This window comes from Caballeronia sp. DA-9, from assembly GCF_051615025.1.
GTDB classification, from domain to species: domain Bacteria; phylum Pseudomonadota; class Gammaproteobacteria; order Burkholderiales; family Burkholderiaceae; genus Caballeronia; species Caballeronia sordidicola.
This window is the reverse complement of the sequence record NZ_CP195133.1, coordinates 2,884,292-2,906,740: the sequence shown is the minus strand read 5'-3', so window position 1 is coordinate 2,906,740 and position 22,449 is coordinate 2,884,292. Positions and strand designations below refer to the sequence as shown.

The window sequence follows — 22,449 nt, the reverse complement described above, 5'->3', positions numbered from 1 at the left end:
GTATCTTGCCAATCAAGATTACGCGCACCGGTGCGCCTTAAGGCATTGCTACGCGCAAGGGCGCAACGCTTACGCCGCCGGTGCTGATGTTCATCGATCTGTGCCGCAACCGGATTGAGCAGCCCGGTTAAAAACGCTGCTCTTAATAAGCCGCCTATGTGCGTTGAATGCGCATAGGCGGCCCACTTCCCGCCTTTAAAACAAGACGCCGGTCCACCGGCCTCGACGTCTCGTTCATGTACCCCGCTCAGGGCAAACACCTAACGCACTGACGATTGTGCAGACGCGCATATTTTATATAAAATATAATTTATCGGTATCGACTAGATGCTGATTGTGCGCTGCCGTCGACAAATCGACTGCGCCACGCACGATCGATCATTTATGCCGCAGTCGTCCGAGACAGACTTACAGCGTGCCTCCGATCTGAAAGCGGACCCGTTCCTAGAAAACAAACAGCGTGCAGGAGACATTCGTGCCGTCCACAGATCCCGTTTCTCTTGTTTTCCCGACCGCCGTTTCCAGCGACCACCCGCAAGTCTACGGACGCATTGCCCGCCGCTTGTTGCCGCTGCTCTTGATCTGCTATGTCGCGTGTTATCTGGACCGGGTGAACGTGGGTTTTGCCAAGTTGCAGATGGCGGCGGACCTTGGCTTCAGCGATACCGTCTATGGGTTGGGCGCGGGAATGTTCTTCATTGGCTACCTTGCGTTCGAGATGCCGAGCAACATGATTCTCTACCGGGTAGGGGCGCGCCTGTGGCTCGCGCGAATCATGATCACGTGGGCACTGGTCTCGGCCGCAACGCTCTTCGTGCATACGCCCACCATGTTTTACGCCATGCGCTTTCTGCTTGGTATTGCGGAAGCCGGATTTTTTCCGGGCGTGGTGCTTTACCTGACGCAATGGTTTCCCTCCGAGCAACGCGGCAAAGTCATCACCTTCTTCATGATCGGAATACCGCTTGCCGGCGTGCTTGGCGGGCCGGTGTCGGGCTGGATCATGGAGCACATGAGAGGGGCCGCCGGCCTCGCGTCATGGCAGTGGCTGCTCCTTCTCGAGGCCATCCCGTCCATTGTCCTTGGATTCGTACTGTTCTTTTTTCTGCCGAACAACCTCGACGACGTCAAATGGATGAACCTGGACGAGAAGCAGTACGTCCGCTCTCAGCTCGCCAGCGAACGGCGCGGAAAAGCCGATGCCACTTTCACGCAGATGCTACTGGATCGTCGTGTCTGGACCTGTGTCGCGATCAATTTCTGCAACGCGATGGGGCAATACGGCATCGGCTTCTGGCTGCCCACGCTGGTGCAAAAACTGGGCATTCACGACAACTTCGAAATCGGTTATTTGAGCGCGATTCCGTACGCGGTCGCGGTCATCGCCATGGTGCTCGTCAGCCGCAGCGGCGACCGGCGGCGTGAACGGCGCTGGCATGTGGCCGGCCCCGCGTTGATCGGAACGCTGGGCTTTGTGCTCAGCACGTTGCTGGTGGGTCATCCTCCGTTCGCCATCGCTGCACTGACGCTTGCAACTGCGGGCGTCATGACAACGCTGCCACTTTTCTGGTGCCTTCCCACCGCGTTCCTCAAGGACGCTTCAGGCGCCGCGGGTATCGGGCTCATCAATTCGGTGGGCGGGCTGGCGGGCTTTGTGAGCCCTTTCCTGACAGGCTGGCTGAACGACGCAACGCACGACGCGCGCTACGGCGTGTGGATGCTTGCAGCGTGGCTTGTTTTAAGCGCTTTCTTGATCCTTTCCATCCCGGCCAAGCTGGTGAACCGGTAGCGATACACGCCCGGTTCGCCCGGGTGTCATGCGTGGGAATCGTCGCTTGACAAAGCCGGTCTACCCATAGAATATAAAAAATAAAAAATATTTCTGTGAAGTGCGGTGATATAAATGGGGCCGTGCGCCGATAGCGCGCGGCAAGACACAAGCGTGGTCCAGTTACACGATCGAGCGGCGACGCTCGCATCTTTTTAAGTGAACCCGCTGTAGGAAGAGACTCGGGAGACTGACTTGAACGTACAGCAAATAGGCAACGTAGCAATTCATAAGGTCGATGAAATCGCGCAAATGGCGCTGGAAGCGAAGTGGCTGTTTCCATCGATAGATGAGAGCCTTGTCGAGGCGCATCGCGAGACGCTGGGACCTTTGCTCGTGGAGCCGGGATCCACGAAGTTGTACATGAGCTTCCACAGCTATGTGATCCGCACGAGGCACCACAATATTCTTGTCGATACCTGCAACGGCAATCGCAAGCAGCGCCCGTCCATGCCGGCCTGGAATAACCTCGATACGCCTTATCTGGCCAATCTCGCGGCGATCGGCTTGCGGCCTGAAGACATCGATATCGTGCTGTGCACGCATTTGCATGCGGATCATGTCGGCTGGAACACGCGTCTTCAGGATGGCCGATGGGTGCCGACATTTCCGAACGCCCGTTATCTGATGGGCCGCGTGGAATACGAGCATCTCGTGAACCAGAAGCGCGCCAATCCCGAGACGCTGGTCAATCGCGGTTCGTTCGATGACAGCGTGCTGCCGGTGGTCGAACATGGCCGCGCAGACATGGTCGAGATGGATCACGTGGTCGAGCGCGAACTTGGTGAGAACATCTGGCTGTCTCCCGCATGCGGCCACACGCCGGGGCACGTGTTCGTCAACATCGGCGATCACGGGCATGAGCGCGCGGTGTTCACCGGCGACGTGATTCATCACCCGATTCAGTTCATTGATACTAGCGTGGCCAACCTCGCGGACTTCGATCCCCAGCAAGCACGCGATACACGCCTCGGGCTGATGCGCCGCTACGCCGATACCGACACGCTCGTGATGACAGGACATTTTCCTTCGCCCACCGCGGGCCGCATCGTGAGTCACGGCGACCAGTTCCGCTTCGCGTTCAAGCAAGGCTGAGCGTTAAGAAATACGCAGTTGCACAAATATATTCAACTGGAGACAGGTATGAGCAAGAGGACGTTAGGGGCGATCGCTACACGCGTGTTGTGCGCGAGTGCCGTGTGCGCGATTGCATTGTCGGCGCAAGCGCAGGAAGTGATGAAGATCGGAGTGATCGCTTCGCTGTCTGGCGGCGGCACTGCCTGGGGCCTCGGCCTCGAGCGCGGCGTACAGATCGCAGCCGACCAGATCAACGCGCAAGGCGGCCTCAAGCTCGGAGGAAAGACCTACAAGCTGCAAGTCATTCCCTATGACGATCAGTACAACGCAGCGCAGGCGAAAACAGCAGCGGACCGGCTCGTCAATCGTGACGAGGTAAAAGTCATTTTCGGACCGGTCGGCTCGCCCGGCGCAATGGGTTCGCTTCCGGTCACGCAGCCGGCGAAGGTGCTGCAGTTCGTCGACGGCTACGCTCCGGCCATCTTGAAGAACCAGTGGCAGGGCGCGTACGTATTTCGTATTAACAACAGCACGCTCGAATTTTCCGAGCCGATTGTCGGCTGGTTGAAGAAGACTTATCCGAATGCGAAGAAGGTCGGCATGATCGCGCCGAACGATGCGACGGGCCAGGCCGGCGTGCCAATTCTCGCAACTGCCTACAAGGGCAAAGGGTTCGATGTATGGACCGAGCACTACGAACGCGGGACGAAAGAATTCACGCCGTTGGTGCTTCGCATGATGGCGCAAAACGTCGATGTCTTCGACCTCAACGCCAACGCACCGGGAGAAGCGGGACTGCTTGTGAAGCAGGCGCGTCAGGTTGGTTATAAAGGGTTGATCGTGCAGTCGGGAGGCGCCGGTATAGATGAACTGATCGCCATCGCCGGACCGCTTGCGAACAACATGCTGAAGTACGACGTGATCGATGAATCGCTGCCCCGTGTGCAGCCATTCGTGGCACTCTACAAACAGAAATACACGGGCGTGATGAACGGCCTCGCGCCGGTCTACTTCAACGCTGCAAACATGCTGTTCGAAGCCATGCGTCGCGCGAATTCCACCGATACCACCCAGATCCGCGACCAGCTTGAAAAGCTCAGCGGCAGCTATGACGCACCGATCTTCGGTCAGGTCAAGTGGACCGGCGAGAAGAACTACGGCGTGAATCACCAACTCCTGCATACGTTCGTGATCAAGGAAGTGGAGAACGGCAAGGCCTCGGTGAAAGCGGTGATCACGCCGTAAAGGCAGTTCCGTATCGTCCGCGATGTCAGCTTCTAAGCCAGCGTTGCGGCGAACGGTGAGAAGCGTTTCCAGGAGCGTTCATGTTTTCTCTATCTGTATTAGCGCAAGTGTTTGTGGACGGCATTGGCCTGAGCGCGATCTATATCCTGATCGCGCTCGGGTTCACTTTGCTGTTCGGCATTATGCGTGTGGTGAATTTTGCGCATGGAGCATTTGCGATGCTCGGTGGTTACGCGCTCTATTATCTTTACGGCAATGCGGGCTTGCCTTATCTCGTGGCGGCGCCGCTCGCGGCGCTCATTGTTGCTACAGGCGCGCTGGTGCTCGAGCGTCTCGTGTACCGTTTTTTCTATCAAAAGATGTTCCAGAGCATGATCGGCTTGCTCGGGCTCGACATGGCGATTATGTATCTCGCGGTCATTGCGTGGAACGCCGAGGAGCGATCCGTGCCACCCAGCACCGACGGTCTGATGCATCTCGGCGAACTCGTCTTTCCCGAGCAGAAGCTGATCATTGCGGGCATTGCCGCCGTTGCGCTGCTGGCGTTTTATCTCTTCACGCACTATTCCCGATATGGCCTTGCCATGCGCGCCGCGTCGCAAGACGTTGATATTGCCGAGGCACAGGGCGTCAACAGCACGTCGATCTATCGGCTTGCATTCTTCATCGCGATCTTCATGGCGGCGCTTGCTGGCGGCTTTTACGCACAGACTTATGCGCTCTCGCCGTTCGCCGGGCAACCTCAACTGATGATCGCGTTCGTGGTGGTGATCCTGGGCGGCATGGGCAGCATCCCCGGCGTCGCGCTGGGCGGCTTGCTGCTCGGTTTCGCCAATAGTTTTCTCGGGACGTTCTACGGTAGCGCGACATCCATCTTTGTGTCGTTCGGTGCGGTGATCCTGTTGCTGATCGTGCGGCCCTGGGGCCTGCTGGGAACGAGGGAAGCATGAGCAAACCATCGACTATCGATTCGGGCGCAATGCGCGAGAGCATCCGGCCGCGGGCGCTTGCCGAGAAACCTTTACGCCGCTGGCTTACGCATCCGGGCGTGCTTGCGGTCATTGTGCTGGCGCTCGTCGCGCTGCCGCTGGTGTTCCCCAACAAGTTCATCCTGTCCGTTGCGGTAACCACGTTTATTACGGCGATTGCCGCCGCGTCATTGCACCTGATCGTGCGCACTGGGCATGTCTCGCTCGGGCATGCGGCGTTCATGGGCATTGGCGCTTATGTATCGGCGATTGCGACCATGCAGTTGAACCTTGCATTTCCGGTCGCGCTCGCGCTTGGTTTTCTCGCACCAGCCGCCATTGCGCTGGTGATCGGCCCCGTTGTGTTGAGGCTGACCGGCAAGTACTTCGTGTTGGTCACTTTCCTGTTCGGCGAGATCGTACGGACGGTTTTCGTGAACTGGTCGAGCGTGACGGGTGGATCGAGTGGCATCTCCGGCGTGCCGTCTCCCAGCCCTCTGTTTGAGCAGCCCATTGCGTTCTATTACCTCGCGCTGGTGTTCGTGGTCGTGATCATCGGTTTTATCGGGCGGCTTCTTACATCTGAGATTGGCCGCACGATTGAATCGATTCGTGAGAGTGAACCGCTTGCGCGCTGTTCGGGCGTGCCGGTTCTGCGCACCAAGGTGGCAATCTTCATGCTCGGCTGCGGATTGGCTGGCGTAGCCGGCGCCCTGCAAGGCCACTTCGTTCATTACATCGATCCCACGTCATTCTCTGTCGATCAGTCGTTGAATCTGGTCGTCATCAACGTGGTTGGCGGCATGTACACGTTGATTGGCCCGATTGTCGGGACGCTGTTCATTGTGTTGTTGCCCGAATTCCTGCGTGGATATGTCGAACTGCAGCATGTGTTCTTCGGCATCGTGCTGATTCTCGTGATGGCGTTTTTCTCGGGTGGTATCGCGGATATTGGCACGTTGTTCAGGCGGCTCTCGCAAGAGCGCGGCGCGCGGAGGGAAACCCGATGACGCATTTACTCGATATCGAAAAGTTGACGCGTCACTTCGGCGGCCTCGCTGCAGTATCCGACCTGACATTCCACGTCGATGAAAACGAGATCCTCGGGATCATCGGGCCGAACGGTGCGGGCAAGACCACGGCCATCAATCTGGTGAGCGGCGTGATCCGGCCGAGCAGCGGTCACGTGCGCGTGGCGGGTGAGGATGTGACCGGGCTGTTGCCTCATGTGCTGGCGCGCAAGGGACTCGTGCGCACCTTCCAGTCGACGACGGTCTACGGCGAGCGCACGGTTCGCGAGAACGCGATGCGCGGCGCATATCTCGGCATGTATCCCGGTGCGTTCGCGGCATTCTTCAACACCGCGCGCGCTCGCAAGCTCCGAACGGAGTCCGAGCGTCTCGTGAACGAACTGCTGGAATGGCTCAATCTCGCCGATGTTGCGCATCTCAAGGCCGGAAGCCTGCCGTATGGGCATCAAAAGACGCTTGGCATGGTCATCTCGCTTGCCGCGCAGCCGCGCATCATCATGCTCGACGAGCCCGTTGCGGGCTTGAGCGCGGAGGAGGCCGACCATGTGCGCGACACGATCCTGAAGATCCGCGAACGAGGGATCACGGTGGTGGTCATCGACCACAACATGCGTTTCATGAAAGGTCTATGCGACCGCGTCATGGTGATGAATCAGGGACACGAACTGACTACGGGCATGCCGCTCGAAGTGCTTGCCAACCCGCTGGTCATCGAAGCCTATCTTGGGAGGGGCCATGCCGCAGCTCATCGTATCTGACCTGAATGTGCGGTATGGGCGCGTGATCGGGACGCAGGATGTGTCGTTCACCGTGGACGAAGGCGAGATCTTCGCCCTTGTAGGCAGCAACGGTGCGGGCAAAAGCAGCGCGATCAAGGCCATCCTCGGCATGGCGCACTACAGCAGCGGCAAGATCACGTTTGAAGGGCAAGACCTGAGCGGGATGAAGACCAGTGACATCGTCCGTCGCGGTATTGCGTTGTCGCCGGAAGGGCGGCGCGTCTTCCCGCAATTGACGGTTGAAGAGAACTTGCGCATGGGCGCATTCACGCGATCACGCGACGAATCCCAGGAACGCATGCAACAGATCTACCGCTATTTTCCGCGTCTGAAAGAGCGCTCCAAGCAGCATGCGAGCAGTCTGAGCGGCGGCGAACAACAGATGCTGGCAATCGGGCGGGCGCTCATGTCGCGGCCCAAATTGTTCTTGCTCGACGAACCTTCGCTCGGGCTTGCGCCGATCATCGTGGAACGTATAGGTGATGTGCTCGACGAAATCCGGCGCGAGGAAAAGTTGACCGTGATTCTTGCCGAGCAGAACGCGCACTGGGCCATGCACCTCGCGTCCCGGGCGACGATCTTCGAACTGGGACGCTCGGTGAATACCGGTCAGACCGAGGCCTTGTTGCAAGACCCCGCCGTGCGCAACGCCTATCTTGGCGTGTGAGATTTCACGTGAGCGAAGGAAATCAATGAAGAAAATATTGAATGAACCGGGCGACTACGCCGACGAAACACTCGACGGCATGTGCGAAGCGCATCCGGATGTCTATCGGCGAACGGGTGAAACGGGTCGAGTGATTACGCGCGCTGAACCGGGTTTCGATGGCAAGGTCGGCGTGGTGTCGGGCGGCGGCTCGGGACATTTTCCGCTATTTACCGGCTACGTCAGCACGGGCCTGCTTGACGCATGCGCGGTCGGCAACGTTTTTGCCGGCCCGGCAATCGGCGATTGCATCGATGCAATGCGCGCCGCGGATCACGGCGCGGGCGTGCTGCGTCTTTATGGAAACTACGGCGGCGACCGCATGAACTTCGACATGGCAGGCGAACTGGCCGAGCTCGACGGCTTGCAAAGCACAACGGTGCTCGTAGCCGATGATGTCGCGAGCGCAAGCCACGAAGAGCGAGCGAAGCGGCGCGGTGTGGCGGGCGTGGTCTACGCATACAAGATCGCCGGCGCGAAGGCCGAAGAGAAGGGTACGACGCTCGATGAAGTAACGAAGGTGGCGCGCAAAGCCGTCGACGCCTGCGCTTCCATCGGCGTGGCGTTGACGTCTTGCATCGTGCCGGAAGCAGGCGTGCCGAGCTTCGAGATTGGCGATAACGAGATCGAGATGGGTATGGGCATTCACGGCGAGCCGGGCATCTGGCGCGGTGAATTGAAACGCGCTGACGCGCTTGCCGCCGAGATGCTCGAGCGCGTGATGAGCGACCTCGGAATAGGAGCGGGCGAGCGCGTTTCGGTGTTGGTCAACTCACTGGGCGCCACGCCTTACGAAGAACTTTATATCCTGTATCGGGCGGTTGCTCGCGAGCTTAAGGCGAAGGGCGTCAGCGTTGTTGCGCCGCTGGTTGGCCGCTATGCGACATCGATGGAAATGACGGGCGCATCGCTCACGTTGCAACGGCTTGACGGTGAGCTCGAAGCGCTGTTGCGCGCGCCGGCGAACTGTCCGTTCTGGAGGTCGTGAGCATGCCGATAACCGTGGATGCAACCAGCCACGCGTTACGCCGATGGGCTGACGCAATGGATCACGCCGCGCCAGAACTGAATCGTCTCGACGGCCAACTGGGCGATGGCGACCTGGGTGTGACACTTGTCAAATCCGCAGCGGCGGTACGCAACGCGCTCGATGCCGGACAATACATCGATCTCGGCCAGCTGTTCAAAGCGTGCGCAATGGGCTGCGCGCGTGCTTCCGGTTCGAGCTTTGGCACCTTGTTGACCTTGACGTTCATGACGCTCGCGAAGCGTCTCGACGGACACGCGACCCTCGAATGGGATGCGTTGCCCGCCGAACTGCAGGCGGCGCTCGATGCCATGTCGCAGCGCGGCGGTGCGAAGCTCGGCGACAAGACCGTGCTCGATACGCTGGATGCCGCGCTGAAAGCGATTGAAGGATCGTCGGATCCGAAGGTGCAGCACGCAGCGGCGAGCGCAGCGGTGGACGCAACCATCGAACATTTCCGTACGCAGCCGAATCGCATTGGCCGCGCGCGAATGTTTGACCAGAAATCGATCGGTTTGGATGATCCCGGCATGATCGCGTTCCGCTACATGCTGGCAAGCCTTGCGGACGCGTAGCCGCAGTCATGGATGAAGCGCACAACAATTCTTGTGCGCTTCAAGCAACCAGAGTTTACGGCCGCTGCGCGCCGCACTGACCCACATACACCGCCATCAGCGACGAAGCCGTCGTCACAAACAGGCGATTGCGCTTCGGGCCGCCAAACGTCAGGTTGGTCGCAACTTCAGGCAAATGGATTTTTCCAAGCAGCTCGCCATCGACGGCGTAGCAGTGCACGCCGTCGCCTGCTGTTGTCCAGATGTTGCCTTCCGTATCGATCCGGAAACCGTCCGCCACGCCCGGCGAAATGGTCGCGAACACACGCTGATTCTCCAGACGGTGACCGTCGACAACATCGTACGCAACGATATGATGCGGTCCGGCCGGATCGTGCGAGACACCTGAATCCGCGACGTACAAAATGGTTTCATCGGGCGAGAACGCGAGGCCGTTAGGCTTGACCAGCGCGCCCGTTGCAACCGACATCTCGCCATTGCGCGGATCAAGCCGATACACATTGTTGGCTCCAATCTCGCTCTTCGCCTTATGACCCGTGTAGTCGCTGAGAATGCCGTAGTCAGGATCGCTGAACCAGATGGTGTCGTCGGACTTGACCACGATATCGTTGGGCGAATTCAGGCGCTTGCCTTCGAATTTATCCGCAAGCACGGTGATCGTGCCGTCGAGTTCGGTACGCGTCACGCGACGTCCGCCACTCTCGCACGTGACAAGCCGGCCTTGCCGGTCGCGCGTGTTGCCATTAGCGTGATTGCACGGGCTGCGATACACCGTTGCCGGGCCGCCTTCCACCCATCGCATGATGCGGTCGTTCGGGATGTCGCTCCACAGCAGGTAATCGCCATCGGCGAAATAGACGGGGCCTTCCGGCCAGCGCATGCCTGTGTGCAGCACTTCAATGCGCGCGTTGGCGACGAGGCTATGACGAAAGCGTGCGTAGTTGATGATCTCGAATTCCGGGCTCACAACGTGTCTCCATTAAAAATGAATGCGGGCGAGAGGCGAGAGAGAACGCCCGCAGACCCGCGATCATTCGGTCGCGGTTCTAGAATTCCAGGTATCGACGGGAATGGTCGGCATGTTGAAAATCTCGCTGGTGCGTACGTAGTGATGGCCATGCATGCGTCCAACGAGTTGCAAGCGGGGTGTATCGATCATGCAGCGTTCGGCGTCAAGCACTGCGTGGTCGCTTACGTGCATGGCGAGCACTTCGCCAATGATCAACGAGCGGCGCGTGCCGAGCGGGACGATCTGCATGAGCTTGCATTCGAACGAGACGCTGCTCTGCGCAATGCGCGGCGTGCGGATCAATGTAGACGGTGCAGGGGTCAGTCCCGCTGCGACGAATTCGTCGACGTCGGGCGCGAATTCGATCGCCGTGATGTTCATGCGCTCGACCGTGTCGTCGCTGACGAGATTGACCACAAATTCGTTCTGCAGGCGCACGTTCTCGCCAGTGTCCTTGCGATCGGTATCGGAGCGATGATTGATTGCAAATCCAAGCGTGGCCGGATCTTCGGCAAAGACGTTGAAGAACGAGAACGGCGCGGCATTGGGCTGACCGTTCGCGTCCATGGTCGATACCCACGCAATAGGACGCGGGGTCACCGTCGATGAAAGCAGCTTGTAGCGCTCATGCGGCGTGTGGTTTGCAAAATCGAAGTACACGTTAGATCCTCTCGGTGAATGGGAAAGCCGCCGCTTAGATCACGCCTTCTTCGCGTAGTCCTTCAATCTGCGCTTTCGAAAACCCCAGCCACTCTTCTAGGATGATTTCGTTGTCTTCGCCATAACACGGCGCGCCGCGATCGATCACTCCACCGCTATATGCCGGCGTTGCGCTCATCTTCACGGGAAACTCGGCGACTGGCCAGCGCCCGATGCGCGATCCGCTAACTTCAGTCAGCCATTCGAGCGACGCCAGTTGCGGGTCGCTGTCGCAACGGTCGCCCGCTGTCTGGCATACCCCTGCCGGCACACCGGCGCGTTGCAGACGCTCCATGGCAGCGTAAGCATCTTGCGTCGATGTCCAGGCGCCCACGATTGCATCGAGCGCGTCCTGGTTAGCGAGGCGCAGTTCGAGCGTTGCAAAGCGCTGATCCAAATCAAGCGCCGACAGGCCGGAGACTTCCACGAAGCCGTTCCATTGCTTATCGGTGAAACAAGCAATGCTTAGCCAGCGGTCAGTGCCCGCGCATTTGTACGCACCGTGCGGCGCAGCCGGCTTGTAAGGCGACCTGTTGCCATAACGCGACCACGCGCGGCCGTTTGCGGACCAGTCGAGCACGGCCGTCGCCGTCTGGAAGATGCCCGATTCGCACTGCGATGAATCGATCCACTGTCCTTCACCGGTCTGCTCGCGGTGATAAAGCGCACCGAGCGCGGCGAGCGCGAAACCGTAGGCGCCGATCCAGTCGAGATACGAATAACCCCAACCCGCAGGCGGCGCGGGATCGGGCAAGCCGGACATCTCCGTGCTGCCGACAAACGACGCCGCAACGGGACCGACCGTACGAAACCTTCCATATGTGCCGATGGCGCCCATGCCGGCCTGCTGCACATAGATGATGTCGGGACGGATCGACTTCAGTACGTCATAACCGAGCCCGAGCCGCTGCAATACGCCCGGAGAAAATCCTTCCGCCACGATATCCGACATCCGTATCAGGTCCTTCGCGATGGCGAGCCCTTTTGGATGACGAATGTTGAGAGACATCCCGCGTTTGCCGGCGTTCTTGTTGTTGAACTGGCCACCCATGTTGGGATCGGTGACGGCTTGCAACGGCGCGGTTGCCGTGACGCGTGCTTCGCGTCCGCCAACCGGCGCCATCGCACCAAGGCGAGTGTCCGGATTTTCTTTCCACTCGACCTTGATGCTTTCCGCTCCAAGCGAATTCAGGAATCGCGTGCCGCCCGCCGACGCAAGGAACCACGAGAAATCGAAGATGCGGATGCCTTGCAGCGGAAATGGTTTGCCGTGCGCCGACAGCACTGGCGTGCGCGGTTCTGCGGGGACGCTGGCGGGTTTGTCGGCGTGACGCGCAAAACTGATATCACCGTTGTGCTCGCCGAGTAGCGGCGCTCGCTTGCCCCGTTGCCACGCCGTCGCTGTGCTCAGCCACTTGCTGGTTGGATATTGAAACGTGCGTCCAAGCTCGGGATGTTCGACTTCCGAAAACGTCGATCGTATCAGCCAGTGCTCGTCCTGCGCGTTCTCATGCGGCTTGCGTACAGGTGCCCACAACAATCCCGCGTTTTGTGCTTCATGCCACGGCAGGTCCGCATAGTCATAGGATGCAACAAACCGCTGGATCACTTCGAGCATGTGCTCGGTTTCTTTGTCGAGCTTGGCCGATCCCGGCGTATCTCTTGCCGAGAGGTCGCTGTCGAGCGCGGGCGGGCGCAGGTCTTCCGCCTTGTCGTAATGCTGCAGGAACGGTACAAGCCGCGCCTTGTCGCGAGCCGATACACCCCACGTCATGTTCCAGCGATCGTCGGCGGTGCGGCTGATGTTGAGCATGCTGTTCGTCGCTTCCGCAGCATGTCGTGCAGTCTGGCGAAAAAGCGGCGCACGGCGCATCACCCATGACATCAGGTCCAGCTCGGTATTGATGGCGACGGCCTGATGGATTGCGCACGAAAGATCCTGTCCTTCGCCCGTCTGCTTTCTGTGCAAGAGTGCCGCGACGACTGCCACAGCGGTCTGGTCCCCCGCGATATGGTACGCATGCCAGACCTGCGGCGCGATAGGCGGTTTCGTGTAGGTGCCGTCCGGCTCGGGGTCGTACCCACAGTTCATCATCACGCCGCCGAGCGCGAGATGAATTAGGTCGGACGCTTGATAGTCTTTCCACGGGCCGCTGTCGCCGAAGGGCGTGATGCGCGCAACGATCAAACGGGGAAACTTCTCTGTGAGCGGCAGGCTAAGCTGCAGGTCTCGCGCGAGACGGTCGCAACTGCTGTCGAGCAAGATGTCGGCGGTGGCGAGGAGTTCGAGGAATTGCTTGCGTCCATCTGCGGCCGTTGTATCGATGACGACCGACTTCTTGCCACGGTTGTACGCCCAGTAAAACAAGGAACGTTCGGCACCCGGTTCATCCTCGAAGAACGGCCCGATCTTGCGGGTCGGGCTGCCTTCCGGCGGTTCGACCTTGATGACTTCTGCGCCCAGTCCAGCTAATACGAGTCCGCAGTATTCGCCCAGTTCGTCGGCAACTTCAATGACGCGCAAGCCGGCAAGCATGCCGGGGAGCGTCTTCTGATCGGGCATCGGCGAACGCGCGGAGGCGGGCGGGCTGGAAGCGGGATGCGACATGGATTTCCTTGTATCGAAAGGGCAGGATCAACCATCGATAGCCATGCGTGCGCGTACAACACCGTCTTGGGGAAGGGTGGTGTTCTTCGTGCCGCGATAGCGTTGCGTGAGATCGAGCCAGTGCTGGTCAGTTGGCTCTAGCGCGAGTTCTGGATGTACACCACATGCGTTTGGGTATATTCGTAGAGGCCATGCTTGCCGTCCGCGCCGCCGATTCCCGACTTGCGCACGCCGGCGTGAAAGCCCTGCATCGCTTCGAAGTTTTCGCGATTGACGTAGGTTTCGCCGAAGCGCAGTTCATTGCAGGCGCGCATGGTGTTGCCAAGGTCATGCGTGTAGATAGATGACGTCAAGCCGTAATCCGAATCGTTAGCCATGTCGATAGCCTGATCCAAGGTGTCGAATATCGTCACCGGAGCGACCGGGCCGAAGATTTCCCGGCGCATGATCTCCATGTCCTGACGGCAGTCGAGCAGCACGGTAGGTTCGAAATATTGACCGCCGTCGCGCTCAATTCGATTGCCGCCAACCGCGAGTTTCGCGCCGTCCTTCAGCGCGCGATCAACGAGCCCATGAACTTTTTCGGCGGCGGCGGTGTTGATAAGCGGGCCCATGTTGACATCGGTCGAGCCGAGCGGATTGCCGAAAGTGGTCGCGCGCATCGCACGCACGAGCTTCTCGCTGAATGCATCCGCCACTTTGCGATGCACGTAAATGCGCTCCGCGCAATTGCAGACCTGGCCGCTGTTGATGACGCGCGAATCCTTGATCGCGTTGACCGCGAGATCGAGGTCAGCGTCGTCCATCACGATTGCCGGCGCTTTGCCGCCAAGTTCCAGATTGACTTTGGTGATGTTCTTCGCGGCGGCGGCCATGATGCGCGAGCCGGTCTCCACGCTGCCGGTGAAGCTGATCATGCCAATGTCAGGGTGTCCAGCAAGCGCACTCCCTGCTTGCGCGCCGTTGCCGTAGACAAGATTGAAGACGCCCTTCGGCAGCTCGGTTTCAGCAAGCAACTCGGTGAATAGCGCCGCGTTGTTCGGTGTTTCTTCGCTTGGCTTGATCACGATCGTGTTGCCGGTGATCAGCGCCGGCGCCATCTTGCGAGCAATCAGGAAGAAGGGGAAGTTCCACGGCAGGATCCCGCCGATCACGCCAATTGGCTGGCGGAACAGCAGGATGTTTTCGCCAGCGCGGTCGCTCGTGAGGATCTCGCCTTCAAGACGGCGTGCCCATTCCGCCATGTAGTCGAGGTAGTCCGCCGTGAACGACGCTTCGACGCGCGCGAGCGACAGGATCTTTCCTTGCTCTTCCGAGATCACGCGTGCAATCGCTTCGGCATTCTCGCGGATCTTCACAGCGATGCGCCGCAAATGCCCGGCCCGCTCGATTGCAGGCAGCCGTCCCCAGCCTGGCTGAGCACGCTTGGCCGCTTCGATAGCTTCATCGACAACCGATGCCGCCGAATTCGGTATCTCCGATATGACTGCGCCCGTGGCGGGATTGAGGACGGCGATGCGTTCGCCGTTGTCCGATTCGACGAAACGGCCATCGATGTAATTACGGTGCATGTGTCTCTCCATGTCGTATGCACAGCCGGCATCAGAGGTCGGCCATGCGGAATCCGCTGAGTCAGACTTAGGATATTTATATTGAATATAAATTATATAATGCATTGTATTCGAGAGCGCCGTCAACGCCGAACGGCGACAAATCCACCCCTTGTGCGTCCATATAATATAAATTATATTCTTCTCACTGAAAACAATGAGCAACTAGGAGGGAGGATGGAAAGGCCGTTCGACGACGTACGGGTTCTCGATATGACGTACGACCTGGGGCGCTATGTCGGGCGTCTGTTTGCAGATCTCGGCGCGTTGGTCACGCGCATTGAACCGCCGGCGGGGTTGCCTGACCGCGAGTCGTCCAATGGTGACGCCGTTGCCGGTCAAGATCCCGCCATTTACGAATTCGAATTCCTCAATGCGGGGAAACAGAGTCGCGTGCTCGACTTACAAACAGATAACGGGCGCGCCGAATTTGCGGCACTCGCGAAGATCGCGCAGGTGGTGTTGCTCGAACGCGGTGGTCCTCTTTACAACGAGGTCGACTGGCTCAGGTCGCTATCGCCTTCCGTCGTCGTGACATCCGTTTCGCCTTTTGGCAGAACGGGGCCGTGGGCCGACGCCCCGGCGACCGACCTGACGCTTCAGGCAGCGGGCGGCATTGCGTGGCTCTCGGGGCGGCTCGACGACGCGCCACTGCGTCTTCCGGGATCGCAGGCGACCATGATCAGCGGCGTTTATGCAGCCGTTGCTACATCGCTCGCGTTGCATGACGCAAAGGCCACGGGCCGAGGCCATGTCGTCGATGTCTCCGCGCAGGAGTGCATCGCGCACTCGCTGCAGAACTCCATACAGATGTGGGACTTCGAAAAGAAGATTTCCATGCGGGGCGGGGAAGGCACGCGCGACGCGAGCGAGGACATGTTCGCGTGCAAGGATGGGCTGATCTTTCTCGCGGCGCCACGTTCCTTGGGGGTGTCGTGGAATGCGCTGGTCGGCTGGATTCGCGAGACGGGACATCCTGCCGGCGAGGTGTTGTCCGAAGAGCGCTGGGCAGACCGTGTGTGGCGGTTGACGAGGGAAGCCAAGCACATCTTGCGCGAAACACTCGAGTCGTTCACGCGCCAGTACACCAAGGAAGAGCTTACGCAGGAAGCGCTCAAGCGCAAGATTGTCATGGGGCCGGTTAGCACCGTGCTCGACGTCCTGGAAGATCCGCAATTGCGGCACCGGCATTTTTTCGAGTCTGTTGCGCTGACCCACCTGAACGCGACCGCGCGTTTTCCCGGCGCGCCTTATCGTCTGTCCGAACCGGTGTGGTCGGTCAGTCCTGCAGCGCCTCTTGGCCAGACTTCCGATCGACCCTAGGAACCTTTCATGCGACCCAACTTTCTCAAGGGCATCCGTTTTACAGACCTGACGTGGGCCGGCGCCGGGCCGTTCGGCACCAAAGTATTCGCGGACTTCGGCGCCGAGGTGCTGAAAATTGAAAGCATGACGCGGCCCGATTCGGTACGGACCGCCGGACCGTTCAAGGACGGCATTGTCGGCACAAACCGCAGCGGTTATTTCGCGTCGCGCAATACCGGCAAGAACAGCATCTCGCTCAATCTGAAAACTGAAGAGGCGCGACGCATCGTGCGCGATCTCGTGGCGCACTCCGACGTGGTCTGCAACAACTTCGGGCCGGGCGCGATGGATCGTCTCGGCTTCGGTTATGAGGCGCTGCGTGAAATCAAGCCCGACATCATCTATCTCTCCATGCCGATGTACGGCCAGGACGGTCCGCGCGCGGATTTGCTGGGCGTTGGCATGACGATCAGCGCGGTGACGAGCATCATGTGGCAGACCGCTTACGGCCCCAATGATCCCGTCGGCCCTGGCACGCATTATCCCGACCATGCGGCGAACCCTTATCACGCGGCGTTTGCCGTTCTCGCTGCGCTCGCGCATCGGCGGAAAACGGGTCGTGGCATGAAGATAGATTTGTCGCAGGTCGAGTCCACCTCGAACTTTGTCGGGCCTTCAATAGTGGAGGCGTCCGCAACGGGTATCGAACCGCCGCAGATCGGCAATCGCAGCCGCAACGACGCGCCTCATAATATCTTCCGGGCTCGTGGCGACGACGCATGGGTCGCAATTGCAGTGACGGACGACGCGCAATGGCGTGCGCTTACGCAAGCGATCGGCCGCACGGATCTTGCCGCTGACACGACCCTGTCAAAGGCGGCTGGGCGTCTCGCCGCGCTCTCGCGGGTCGAAGAAGCGGTGACTGGCTGGACGCGCCAGCAGGATATCGAGGAGATCATCGCGGCGTTGCGTCCGCGTGGCATTGCGGTGGCGCGGGTGTCATCGTCGCGCGAGTTGATCGAGAACGATCCGCAACTGGCGCATCGTCATTACTGGCAGCATGTCGAGCATCCTGAAGTAGGGCCCGTGCTGCTGAGTTCATTGCCGTTCACCATCGACGGCGAACGCGTCCAGCTTGAGCGTCCGCCGCTCTTTGGCGAGCACACGAATGCGGTGCTTGGCGGGCTGCTTGGTCTTTCCGCCGAGCGTATCGACGCGTTGAATGAACTTGGAGCGCTGTCATGAGCGAGACGGAAATCAAACGGCCGAGTTCAAACCTGCGTCGGGCGGCGGCCGTCGTCGGCGTGGGGCATACGGACTGGGTCGGCGACTGGAAACGCGTTCGCGCTGGCGAAAAGCCGACCGACAGCTATGGTTATGGTGCACGCGCGTTTCGCGAAGCACTGGCCGACGTCGGCCTGACACGAGCCGATATCGACGGCCTGATTGTTGGCCCGACCACGGCTTACGAACGCATGTCCGAGGTGCTGGGTATCAATCCACGCTGGGGCGATCAGGCGGACGCGGTGCTCTCCGTCGCGCAGGCAGTCACGGCGATTGAGGCAGGGCTCGCCGAGACCATCGCACTGGTTTATGGAAATGACCAGCGCTCCGCCGAGATCCAATACGGCGGACCTCAAGCGATGGGCGGCGACGCGTTCCTCTCTTACGTGTATCACTCGCCTTGGGGGCTGACCTCGCAAGGTGCGCTCTATGCGCTGACGTTTCGCGCGTACTGCCATGCGCGCGGTTTCGACCCGCTCGACCTTGGACATGTAGCCGTAGCGCAGCGCGGATGGTCGTCGATGAATCCGAACGCAGTCATGCGCAAGCGCATCACGCTCGACGACTATCGGGAAGCAAAGTACATCTGCGAACCCTTGCGCCTTTACGACTACTGCATGATCAACGATGGCGGCGTGGCATTGATCATCACGACCGCCGAGCGCGCGAAGAAACTACGCAAGCCGCCGGTGTATATCGAAGCGCTGGGACGGCGCGACCTGAACCGCGGGGCGACGAGCCTCGAGCCGAGGCTCACGGACTTCTATCTTTCGGCGCAGCAGGACTGTGCGCGTCAGGCGTATGACATGGCCGGTTTCGGACCGCGCGACATGGACCTGTTTCAGGTATATGACAGCTTCTCGGTCCATGTGCCGCTTGCGCTCGAAGGCTACGGGTATTGCGATGTGGGCGAGGTGGGGCGTTTTCTGCGGGAAGAGGGCATCGGCCCGGGCGGAAAGTTGCCGACCAATACAAGCGGCGGCCATCTGTCCGAAACCTACATGCAGGGTTGGGCGCATCAGATCGAGTGCGTGCGCCAGTTGCGCGGGGAGTGCGGCGAGCGGCAGGTGCCCGATTGCCGGCACGCGCATTACACGTCAGACGTTGCCGGCAAGGCGGTGTCGATCATTTATAGCCGATAGGCAATCAACAGGAACGCGCGATGAGCCAGGCAACATCTGAAGCGGCACGCACGCCGCAGCCCGTGATGGGCCTCTACGACCGGCCCATGTGGGAAAGCATCCGAGAACACGCGATGAAACTGCAGTGCTGCACCGGGTGCGGAGGGTATCAATATCCGCCAGCACCTGTTTGCGTGCATTGCTTGTCGACGGAGCTTGAATGGCGTGCGCTGTCCGGGCAAGGCAGCATCATCTCGTGGGTGGTATTCCACAAGAGCTACCTTGATGCCTACCCCGCGCCGTATAACGTCATTGCGGTGAGGCTTGCGGAAGGCCCTGTGATGATTTCCAACCTGGAATCCCCTCTTCCGGAGGGCAGCTGGATTGGCAAGCCGGTGCGCATGACGTATGTGACCATGGCGGATGAACTGGTGCTTCCGCGGTTTGTCATCGATTCCCAAGAGCAGAAGTCAGCGTAACGCCGATTCCAGATGCATGAAGCGATCACGCGCTGCTGGCGGTAAGCCTGCCGGGAAGCGTGCTCGCGTCCGAGCAGTTCCGCGACCTTGAGGCATCAAATGTGCTCGGGTAAAATCCCGCATTGCCGCCGGCAGTAGGATAATTTATTTTATATGTATAAAATATGCGGTCGGTTCGGCGCGGTGATTTGCGTCGCACTGCGGCGAACATTCCGCTTATCCCCATTTTCCCGCCAGGCATGCCAATCCAGGCACGCAGGCGCTAATGCGCGCGAGGCAAACGAGTAAAAGTACCGAGGAACGCACGCACAGCACAAGTCGCCCATAGCAATCACTCATTATTGACGGCGCGGCCTCGTACAATACCGGCAATCGGACCGCGGACCCGGCCGAGATGATTACCGCCCCCCGTCACGGCGCCTTAGCGCCCAGGTCTTGTCGACCTTTGGCGGACGTGCACTGGAAACCCTTGGAATGCATATGACTTTTTGGACGAAACTCGATCAGGTTGCCGAGCGATTGCGCGAACGTATCATCTCGGGCGAATACAAGCGTGGCGACAAGCTGAAGCAAGCTGATATTGCCGCCGAACTTGGCGTTTCGATCACGCCCGTGCGCGAAGCGCTGAAGGTGCTCGAGATGGAAGGCTTCGTCGTGAGCGTCCCGCATAAAGGGCTTTCCGTTCCTGAGATCGAGCCGGAACGCGCTCGCGAGATATTCGAATTGCGCGTGATGCTCGAGCGGAGCCTCACCGAAAAGGCGCTCGCGCGGATCACGAAAGAAGAAATCGCCGAGCTTCGTACTCAACATCGTGAACTGACGGCGCTGGTGAAGGCGCGCGAAGTTTATCCAGTGCGCGCGGCCAACGTGCGTTTCCATTTCCGGCTTTACGAAATCGCGGATTGTCCGCAAACCCTGCAGTTCGTACGCGTGCTGTGGGCGAAGTACCCGTTCAATTTTCACGATGACCAGGCGGTACGCTTCAAGCAACTCTTGCAGGAACACGGAGAAATCATTCGTGCGCTCGAGTCGGGTGACAAGAAAACGGCGCTTGCAGCAATGATCAATCATATTGAAAGCGGTTGGAACCGTGTTTCCGAAAACGTGATGTCGTCAAAGCATACGTAGTATGTGACCGGTACGGCATCAAAGACGTACGTAACGCTGGTTAAAGCGCCAGGTCACTAGCCGTTGTACTGTTGCGCTTGGGCAATCCATTCGCAGAATTCCCAGATCCTACCGCCAGCTCTAATCCTCCCGGGCTGGCACATCCCCCTTTTTTTCCCTGGTTCATTCACGGCCTCTCCACGCTTAAGCAAGCCTCACATCGCGGCTGCTTTCGATCGTTGATACGTAGTGTATAGCCGATAAAACACAACCAGAACTTGGTCGGACCAATTTGTCCGCGCCCCTCGCGTTACTCATGATTGCAGGTAGCAGCGCATGCAAAAAACACGCGTTGCTCAGAAGAAATTTCCCTGCATTGGAGAACACCATGGACACGCTTTCGCAGATCATCCGGCTGCACGAAGACGACGACGTTGTGATCGCCCGCAACACGTTGCCGGCCGGCACGGTACTCAATGAGCTCGATGGGCTCCTAGTACGCGCCGAGATTCCCGCCGCACACAAGGTAGCGCTACGGGACGTCGAAGCCGGAGCACTCGTGCGCCGTTACGGACAAACCATCGGGCGCGCGTCGTGCCGTATTGAACGGGGTGAGCACGTCCATGTGCACAACGTATCGATGGGCGATTTCGAGCGCGATTACGCGTTTGGCGCAGACATGAAGTTGATCGACAAAGCGCCGGATACGCTGACGTTTCAAGGCATTCGCCGCGCGGATGGCCGCGTGGCGACACGCAATTACATTGGCGTGGTCAGCACGGTCAATTGCTCGGCGACAGTCAGCAAAATGGTCGCACAGCACTTCTCGGCGCCCGGCCGCCTCGACGCCTATCCGAACGTGGATGGCGTGGTCCCGGTCACGCACAGTTTCGGCTGTTGTATCGATCACAACGGCGAAGGCATCCAGCAATTGCGACGTACGATCGGCGGCTTCGTCAAGCACGCCAACTTTGCGGGCGTGCTTGTTATTGGCTTGGGTTGCGAGGCGAACCAGATGGGCGCGATCTTCATGACGGGCGGCATTGCAACCGGCCCCACGATGGTGCCGCTCGTCATGCAAGAGCAGGGCGGCACGCAGAAAACCGTCGATGCCGCGATCAAGGCAATCGAGACCATGTTGCCGCTCGCCAACGACGTGGTCCGCGAGCCGTTGCCTATTTCGCATCTGAACATTGCGCTGCAATGCGGCGGCTCGGATGGTTATTCCGGCATCACGGCCAATCCGGCGCTCGGTGCGGCAGTCGACTTGCTGGTCCAGCATGGCGGAACCGCAATCCTCTCCGAGAAGCCGGAAATCTATGGTGCGGAACACTTGCTCACGCGTCGCGCGGTGTCGCGTGAAGTCGGAGAAAAGATTGTTGAGCGCATCCGATGGTGGGAGTCGTGTGCGGAGCGCGAGAAGGGCAGTATCGATAACAACCCGACGCCCGGAAACAAGGCCGGCGGCCTGACGACAATTCTCGAGAAATCGCTGGGTGCGGTCGCTAAAAGCGGTTCCACGCCACTGATGGGCGTGTACCGCTACGCCGAGCCAATCGATACACACGGTCTCGTGTTCATGGATGCTCCCGGCTACGATCCTATGGGTGCTACGGGGCAAATCGCGAGCGGTGCGAACCTTGTTGTATTCACGACAGGCCGCGGGTCGTGTTTCGGCGCGAAACCCGCCCCATCGATCAATCTCGCGACCAATACGAAAATGTATAACCGCATGCGCGACGACATGGACATCAATTGCGGCGACATCATGGACGGCTCCGTCAGCGTGCGCGAGAAGGGCGAGGAAATTTTCCGCTCGATCATCGAGATTGCTTCGGGCACGCAGAGCAAGAGCGAAGCGCTGGGTGTCGGCAACGAAGAATTCGTTCCTTGGATGATCGGCGCGCAGATGTAGACGGAGCTGTTGGGTCTCGATCGGACGCTCAGTGCAAACCCTGAAGCAAGGGGTTTATCAGTTGTCGCTTAACAAA

The 22,449-nt window shown here is 59.5% G+C and carries 19 protein-coding genes; 15 read left to right on the top strand and 4 right to left on the bottom strand.

The features are described from left to right. The first annotated feature begins 475 nt into the window (after window positions 1-475). From ACRWA7_RS29500 to ACRWA7_RS29460, 9 genes are all read left to right on the top strand, one after another. The gene (locus tag ACRWA7_RS29500; protein WP_438394057.1) at window positions 476-1,789 is read left to right on the top strand and encodes an MFS transporter; all 1,314 of its coding nucleotides are present in this window, start codon (window positions 476-478) and stop codon (window positions 1,787-1,789) included. A gap of 234 nt (window positions 1,790-2,023) precedes the next feature. Continuing rightward, window positions 2,024-2,923, top strand: a complete 900-nt coding sequence (locus ACRWA7_RS29495; protein ID WP_438394055.1) for an MBL fold metallo-hydrolase — start codon at window positions 2,024-2,026, stop codon at window positions 2,921-2,923. Between the two features lie 48 nt (window positions 2,924-2,971). Next, the gene (locus tag ACRWA7_RS29490) at window positions 2,972-4,150 is read left to right on the top strand and encodes an ABC transporter substrate-binding protein (RefSeq protein ID WP_438394052.1); all 1,179 of its coding nucleotides are present in this window, start codon (window positions 2,972-2,974) and stop codon (window positions 4,148-4,150) included. Between the two features lie 80 nt (window positions 4,151-4,230). Continuing rightward, window positions 4,231-5,100: a branched-chain amino acid ABC transporter permease gene (locus ACRWA7_RS29485; protein ID WP_438394050.1), complete on the top strand. Its 870-nt coding sequence runs from the start codon at window positions 4,231-4,233 to the stop codon at window positions 5,098-5,100. Beyond that, a complete protein-coding gene (locus tag ACRWA7_RS29480) occupies window positions 5,097-6,128 on the top strand; it encodes a branched-chain amino acid ABC transporter permease (protein ID WP_438394048.1) in 1,032 nt (343 codons plus the stop codon). The genes ACRWA7_RS29485 and ACRWA7_RS29480 overlap by 4 nt, the downstream gene beginning before the upstream one ends. Beyond that, complete coding sequence (locus ACRWA7_RS29475) at window positions 6,125-6,907, top strand: ABC transporter ATP-binding protein (protein WP_438394045.1); 783 nt, start codon at window positions 6,125-6,127, stop codon at window positions 6,905-6,907. The genes ACRWA7_RS29480 and ACRWA7_RS29475 overlap by 4 nt, the downstream gene beginning before the upstream one ends. Continuing rightward, entirely contained in the window at window positions 6,885-7,595 is a 711-nt protein-coding gene (locus ACRWA7_RS29470; RefSeq protein WP_438394043.1) for an ABC transporter ATP-binding protein, read from the top strand. The genes ACRWA7_RS29475 and ACRWA7_RS29470 overlap by 23 nt, the downstream gene beginning before the upstream one ends. Window positions 7,596-7,620: 25 nt before the next feature. After that, window positions 7,621-8,622 (top strand): dihydroxyacetone kinase subunit DhaK, encoded by a 1,002-nt coding sequence (locus ACRWA7_RS29465; protein ID WP_438394041.1) that lies wholly within the window; start codon window positions 7,621-7,623, stop codon window positions 8,620-8,622. 2 nt (window positions 8,623-8,624) lie between these two features. Further along, window positions 8,625-9,236 (top strand): dihydroxyacetone kinase subunit L, encoded by a 612-nt coding sequence (locus ACRWA7_RS29460; RefSeq protein WP_438394039.1) that lies wholly within the window; start codon window positions 8,625-8,627, stop codon window positions 9,234-9,236. Window positions 9,237-9,291: 55 nt separating this feature from the next. On the opposite strand, the gene ACRWA7_RS29455 is transcribed toward ACRWA7_RS29460, so the two are convergent. The 4 genes from ACRWA7_RS29455 to aldA form a co-directional block, all read right to left on the bottom strand. Further along, entirely contained in the window at window positions 9,292-10,203 is a 912-nt protein-coding gene (locus ACRWA7_RS29455; protein ID WP_438394038.1) for an SMP-30/gluconolactonase/LRE family protein, read from the bottom strand. A gap of 63 nt (window positions 10,204-10,266) precedes the next feature. After that, window positions 10,267-10,905, bottom strand: a complete 639-nt coding sequence (locus ACRWA7_RS29450) for a flavin reductase family protein (protein ID WP_438394036.1) — start codon at window positions 10,903-10,905, stop codon at window positions 10,267-10,269. A 34-nt stretch (window positions 10,906-10,939) separates the two neighbouring features. Beyond that, complete coding sequence (locus ACRWA7_RS29445; protein WP_438394035.1) at window positions 10,940-13,552, bottom strand: CoA transferase; 2,613 nt, start codon at window positions 13,550-13,552, stop codon at window positions 10,940-10,942. Between the two features lie 137 nt (window positions 13,553-13,689). Further along, window positions 13,690-15,123, bottom strand: coding sequence for an aldehyde dehydrogenase (gene aldA, locus ACRWA7_RS29440; protein WP_438394032.1), 1,434 nt, complete (start codon window positions 15,121-15,123; stop codon window positions 13,690-13,692). A gap of 216 nt (window positions 15,124-15,339) precedes the next feature. On the opposite strand from aldA, the gene ACRWA7_RS29435 reads away from it, so the two are divergent. The 6 genes from ACRWA7_RS29435 to ACRWA7_RS29410 all read left to right on the top strand — a co-directional run bounded on the left by ACRWA7_RS29435 (window position 15,340) and on the right by ACRWA7_RS29410 (window position 22,373). Continuing rightward, a complete protein-coding gene (locus ACRWA7_RS29435; RefSeq protein ID WP_438394031.1) occupies window positions 15,340-16,485 on the top strand; it encodes a CoA transferase in 1,146 nt (381 codons plus the stop codon). Between the two features lie 9 nt (window positions 16,486-16,494). Further along, window positions 16,495-17,712 (top strand): CaiB/BaiF CoA transferase family protein, encoded by a 1,218-nt coding sequence (locus ACRWA7_RS29430; RefSeq protein WP_438394028.1) that lies wholly within the window; start codon window positions 16,495-16,497, stop codon window positions 17,710-17,712. Further along, window positions 17,709-18,893 (top strand): thiolase family protein, encoded by a 1,185-nt coding sequence (locus ACRWA7_RS29425; protein ID WP_438394026.1) that lies wholly within the window; start codon window positions 17,709-17,711, stop codon window positions 18,891-18,893. The genes ACRWA7_RS29430 and ACRWA7_RS29425 overlap by 4 nt, the downstream gene beginning before the upstream one ends. 20 nt (window positions 18,894-18,913) lie before the next feature. After that, window positions 18,914-19,351, top strand: coding sequence for a Zn-ribbon domain-containing OB-fold protein (locus tag ACRWA7_RS29420; RefSeq protein WP_438394023.1), 438 nt, complete (start codon window positions 18,914-18,916; stop codon window positions 19,349-19,351). A 474-nt stretch (window positions 19,352-19,825) separates the two neighbouring features. Further along, the gene (locus ACRWA7_RS29415) at window positions 19,826-20,479 is read left to right on the top strand and encodes a GntR family transcriptional regulator (protein WP_438394022.1); all 654 of its coding nucleotides are present in this window, start codon (window positions 19,826-19,828) and stop codon (window positions 20,477-20,479) included. 367 nt (window positions 20,480-20,846) lie between these two features. Then, complete coding sequence (locus ACRWA7_RS29410) at window positions 20,847-22,373, top strand: UxaA family hydrolase (RefSeq protein WP_438394020.1); 1,527 nt, start codon at window positions 20,847-20,849, stop codon at window positions 22,371-22,373. Window positions 22,374-22,449: the final 76 nt, after the last annotated feature.

Excerpts from the sequence above, each read along its gene's own strand:
- ACRWA7_RS29490 (WP_438394052.1), top strand. The coding sequence starts at position 2,972 with ATGAGCAAGAGGACGTTAGGGGCGATCGCTACACGCGTGTTGTGCGCG.
- ACRWA7_RS29485 (WP_438394050.1), top strand. The coding sequence starts at position 4,231 with ATGTTTTCTCTATCTGTATTAGCGCAAGTGTTTGTGGACGGCATTGGC.
- ACRWA7_RS29480 (WP_438394048.1), top strand. The coding sequence starts at position 5,097 with ATGAGCAAACCATCGACTATCGATTCGGGCGCAATGCGCGAGAGCATC.
- ACRWA7_RS29475 (WP_438394045.1), top strand. The coding sequence starts at position 6,125 with ATGACGCATTTACTCGATATCGAAAAGTTGACGCGTCACTTCGGCGGC.
- ACRWA7_RS29470 (WP_438394043.1), top strand. The coding sequence starts at position 6,885 with ATGCCGCAGCTCATCGTATCTGACCTGAATGTGCGGTATGGGCGCGTG.
- ACRWA7_RS29465 (WP_438394041.1), top strand. The coding sequence starts at position 7,621 with ATGAAGAAAATATTGAATGAACCGGGCGACTACGCCGACGAAACACTC.
- ACRWA7_RS29460 (WP_438394039.1), top strand. The coding sequence starts at position 8,625 with ATGCCGATAACCGTGGATGCAACCAGCCACGCGTTACGCCGATGGGCT.
- ACRWA7_RS29445 (WP_438394035.1), bottom strand. The coding sequence starts at position 13,552 with ATGTCGCATCCCGCTTCCAGCCCGCCCGCCTCCGCGCGTTCGCCGATG.
- aldA (WP_438394032.1), bottom strand. The coding sequence starts at position 15,123 with ATGCACCGTAATTACATCGATGGCCGTTTCGTCGAATCGGACAACGGC.
- ACRWA7_RS29435 (WP_438394031.1), top strand. The coding sequence starts at position 15,340 with ATGGAAAGGCCGTTCGACGACGTACGGGTTCTCGATATGACGTACGAC.
- ACRWA7_RS29430 (WP_438394028.1), top strand. The coding sequence starts at position 16,495 with ATGCGACCCAACTTTCTCAAGGGCATCCGTTTTACAGACCTGACGTGG.
- ACRWA7_RS29425 (WP_438394026.1), top strand. The coding sequence starts at position 17,709 with ATGAGCGAGACGGAAATCAAACGGCCGAGTTCAAACCTGCGTCGGGCG.
- ACRWA7_RS29420 (WP_438394023.1), top strand. The coding sequence starts at position 18,914 with ATGAGCCAGGCAACATCTGAAGCGGCACGCACGCCGCAGCCCGTGATG.
- ACRWA7_RS29415 (WP_438394022.1), top strand. The coding sequence starts at position 19,826 with ATGCATATGACTTTTTGGACGAAACTCGATCAGGTTGCCGAGCGATTG.
- ACRWA7_RS29410 (WP_438394020.1), top strand. The coding sequence starts at position 20,847 with ATGGACACGCTTTCGCAGATCATCCGGCTGCACGAAGACGACGACGTT.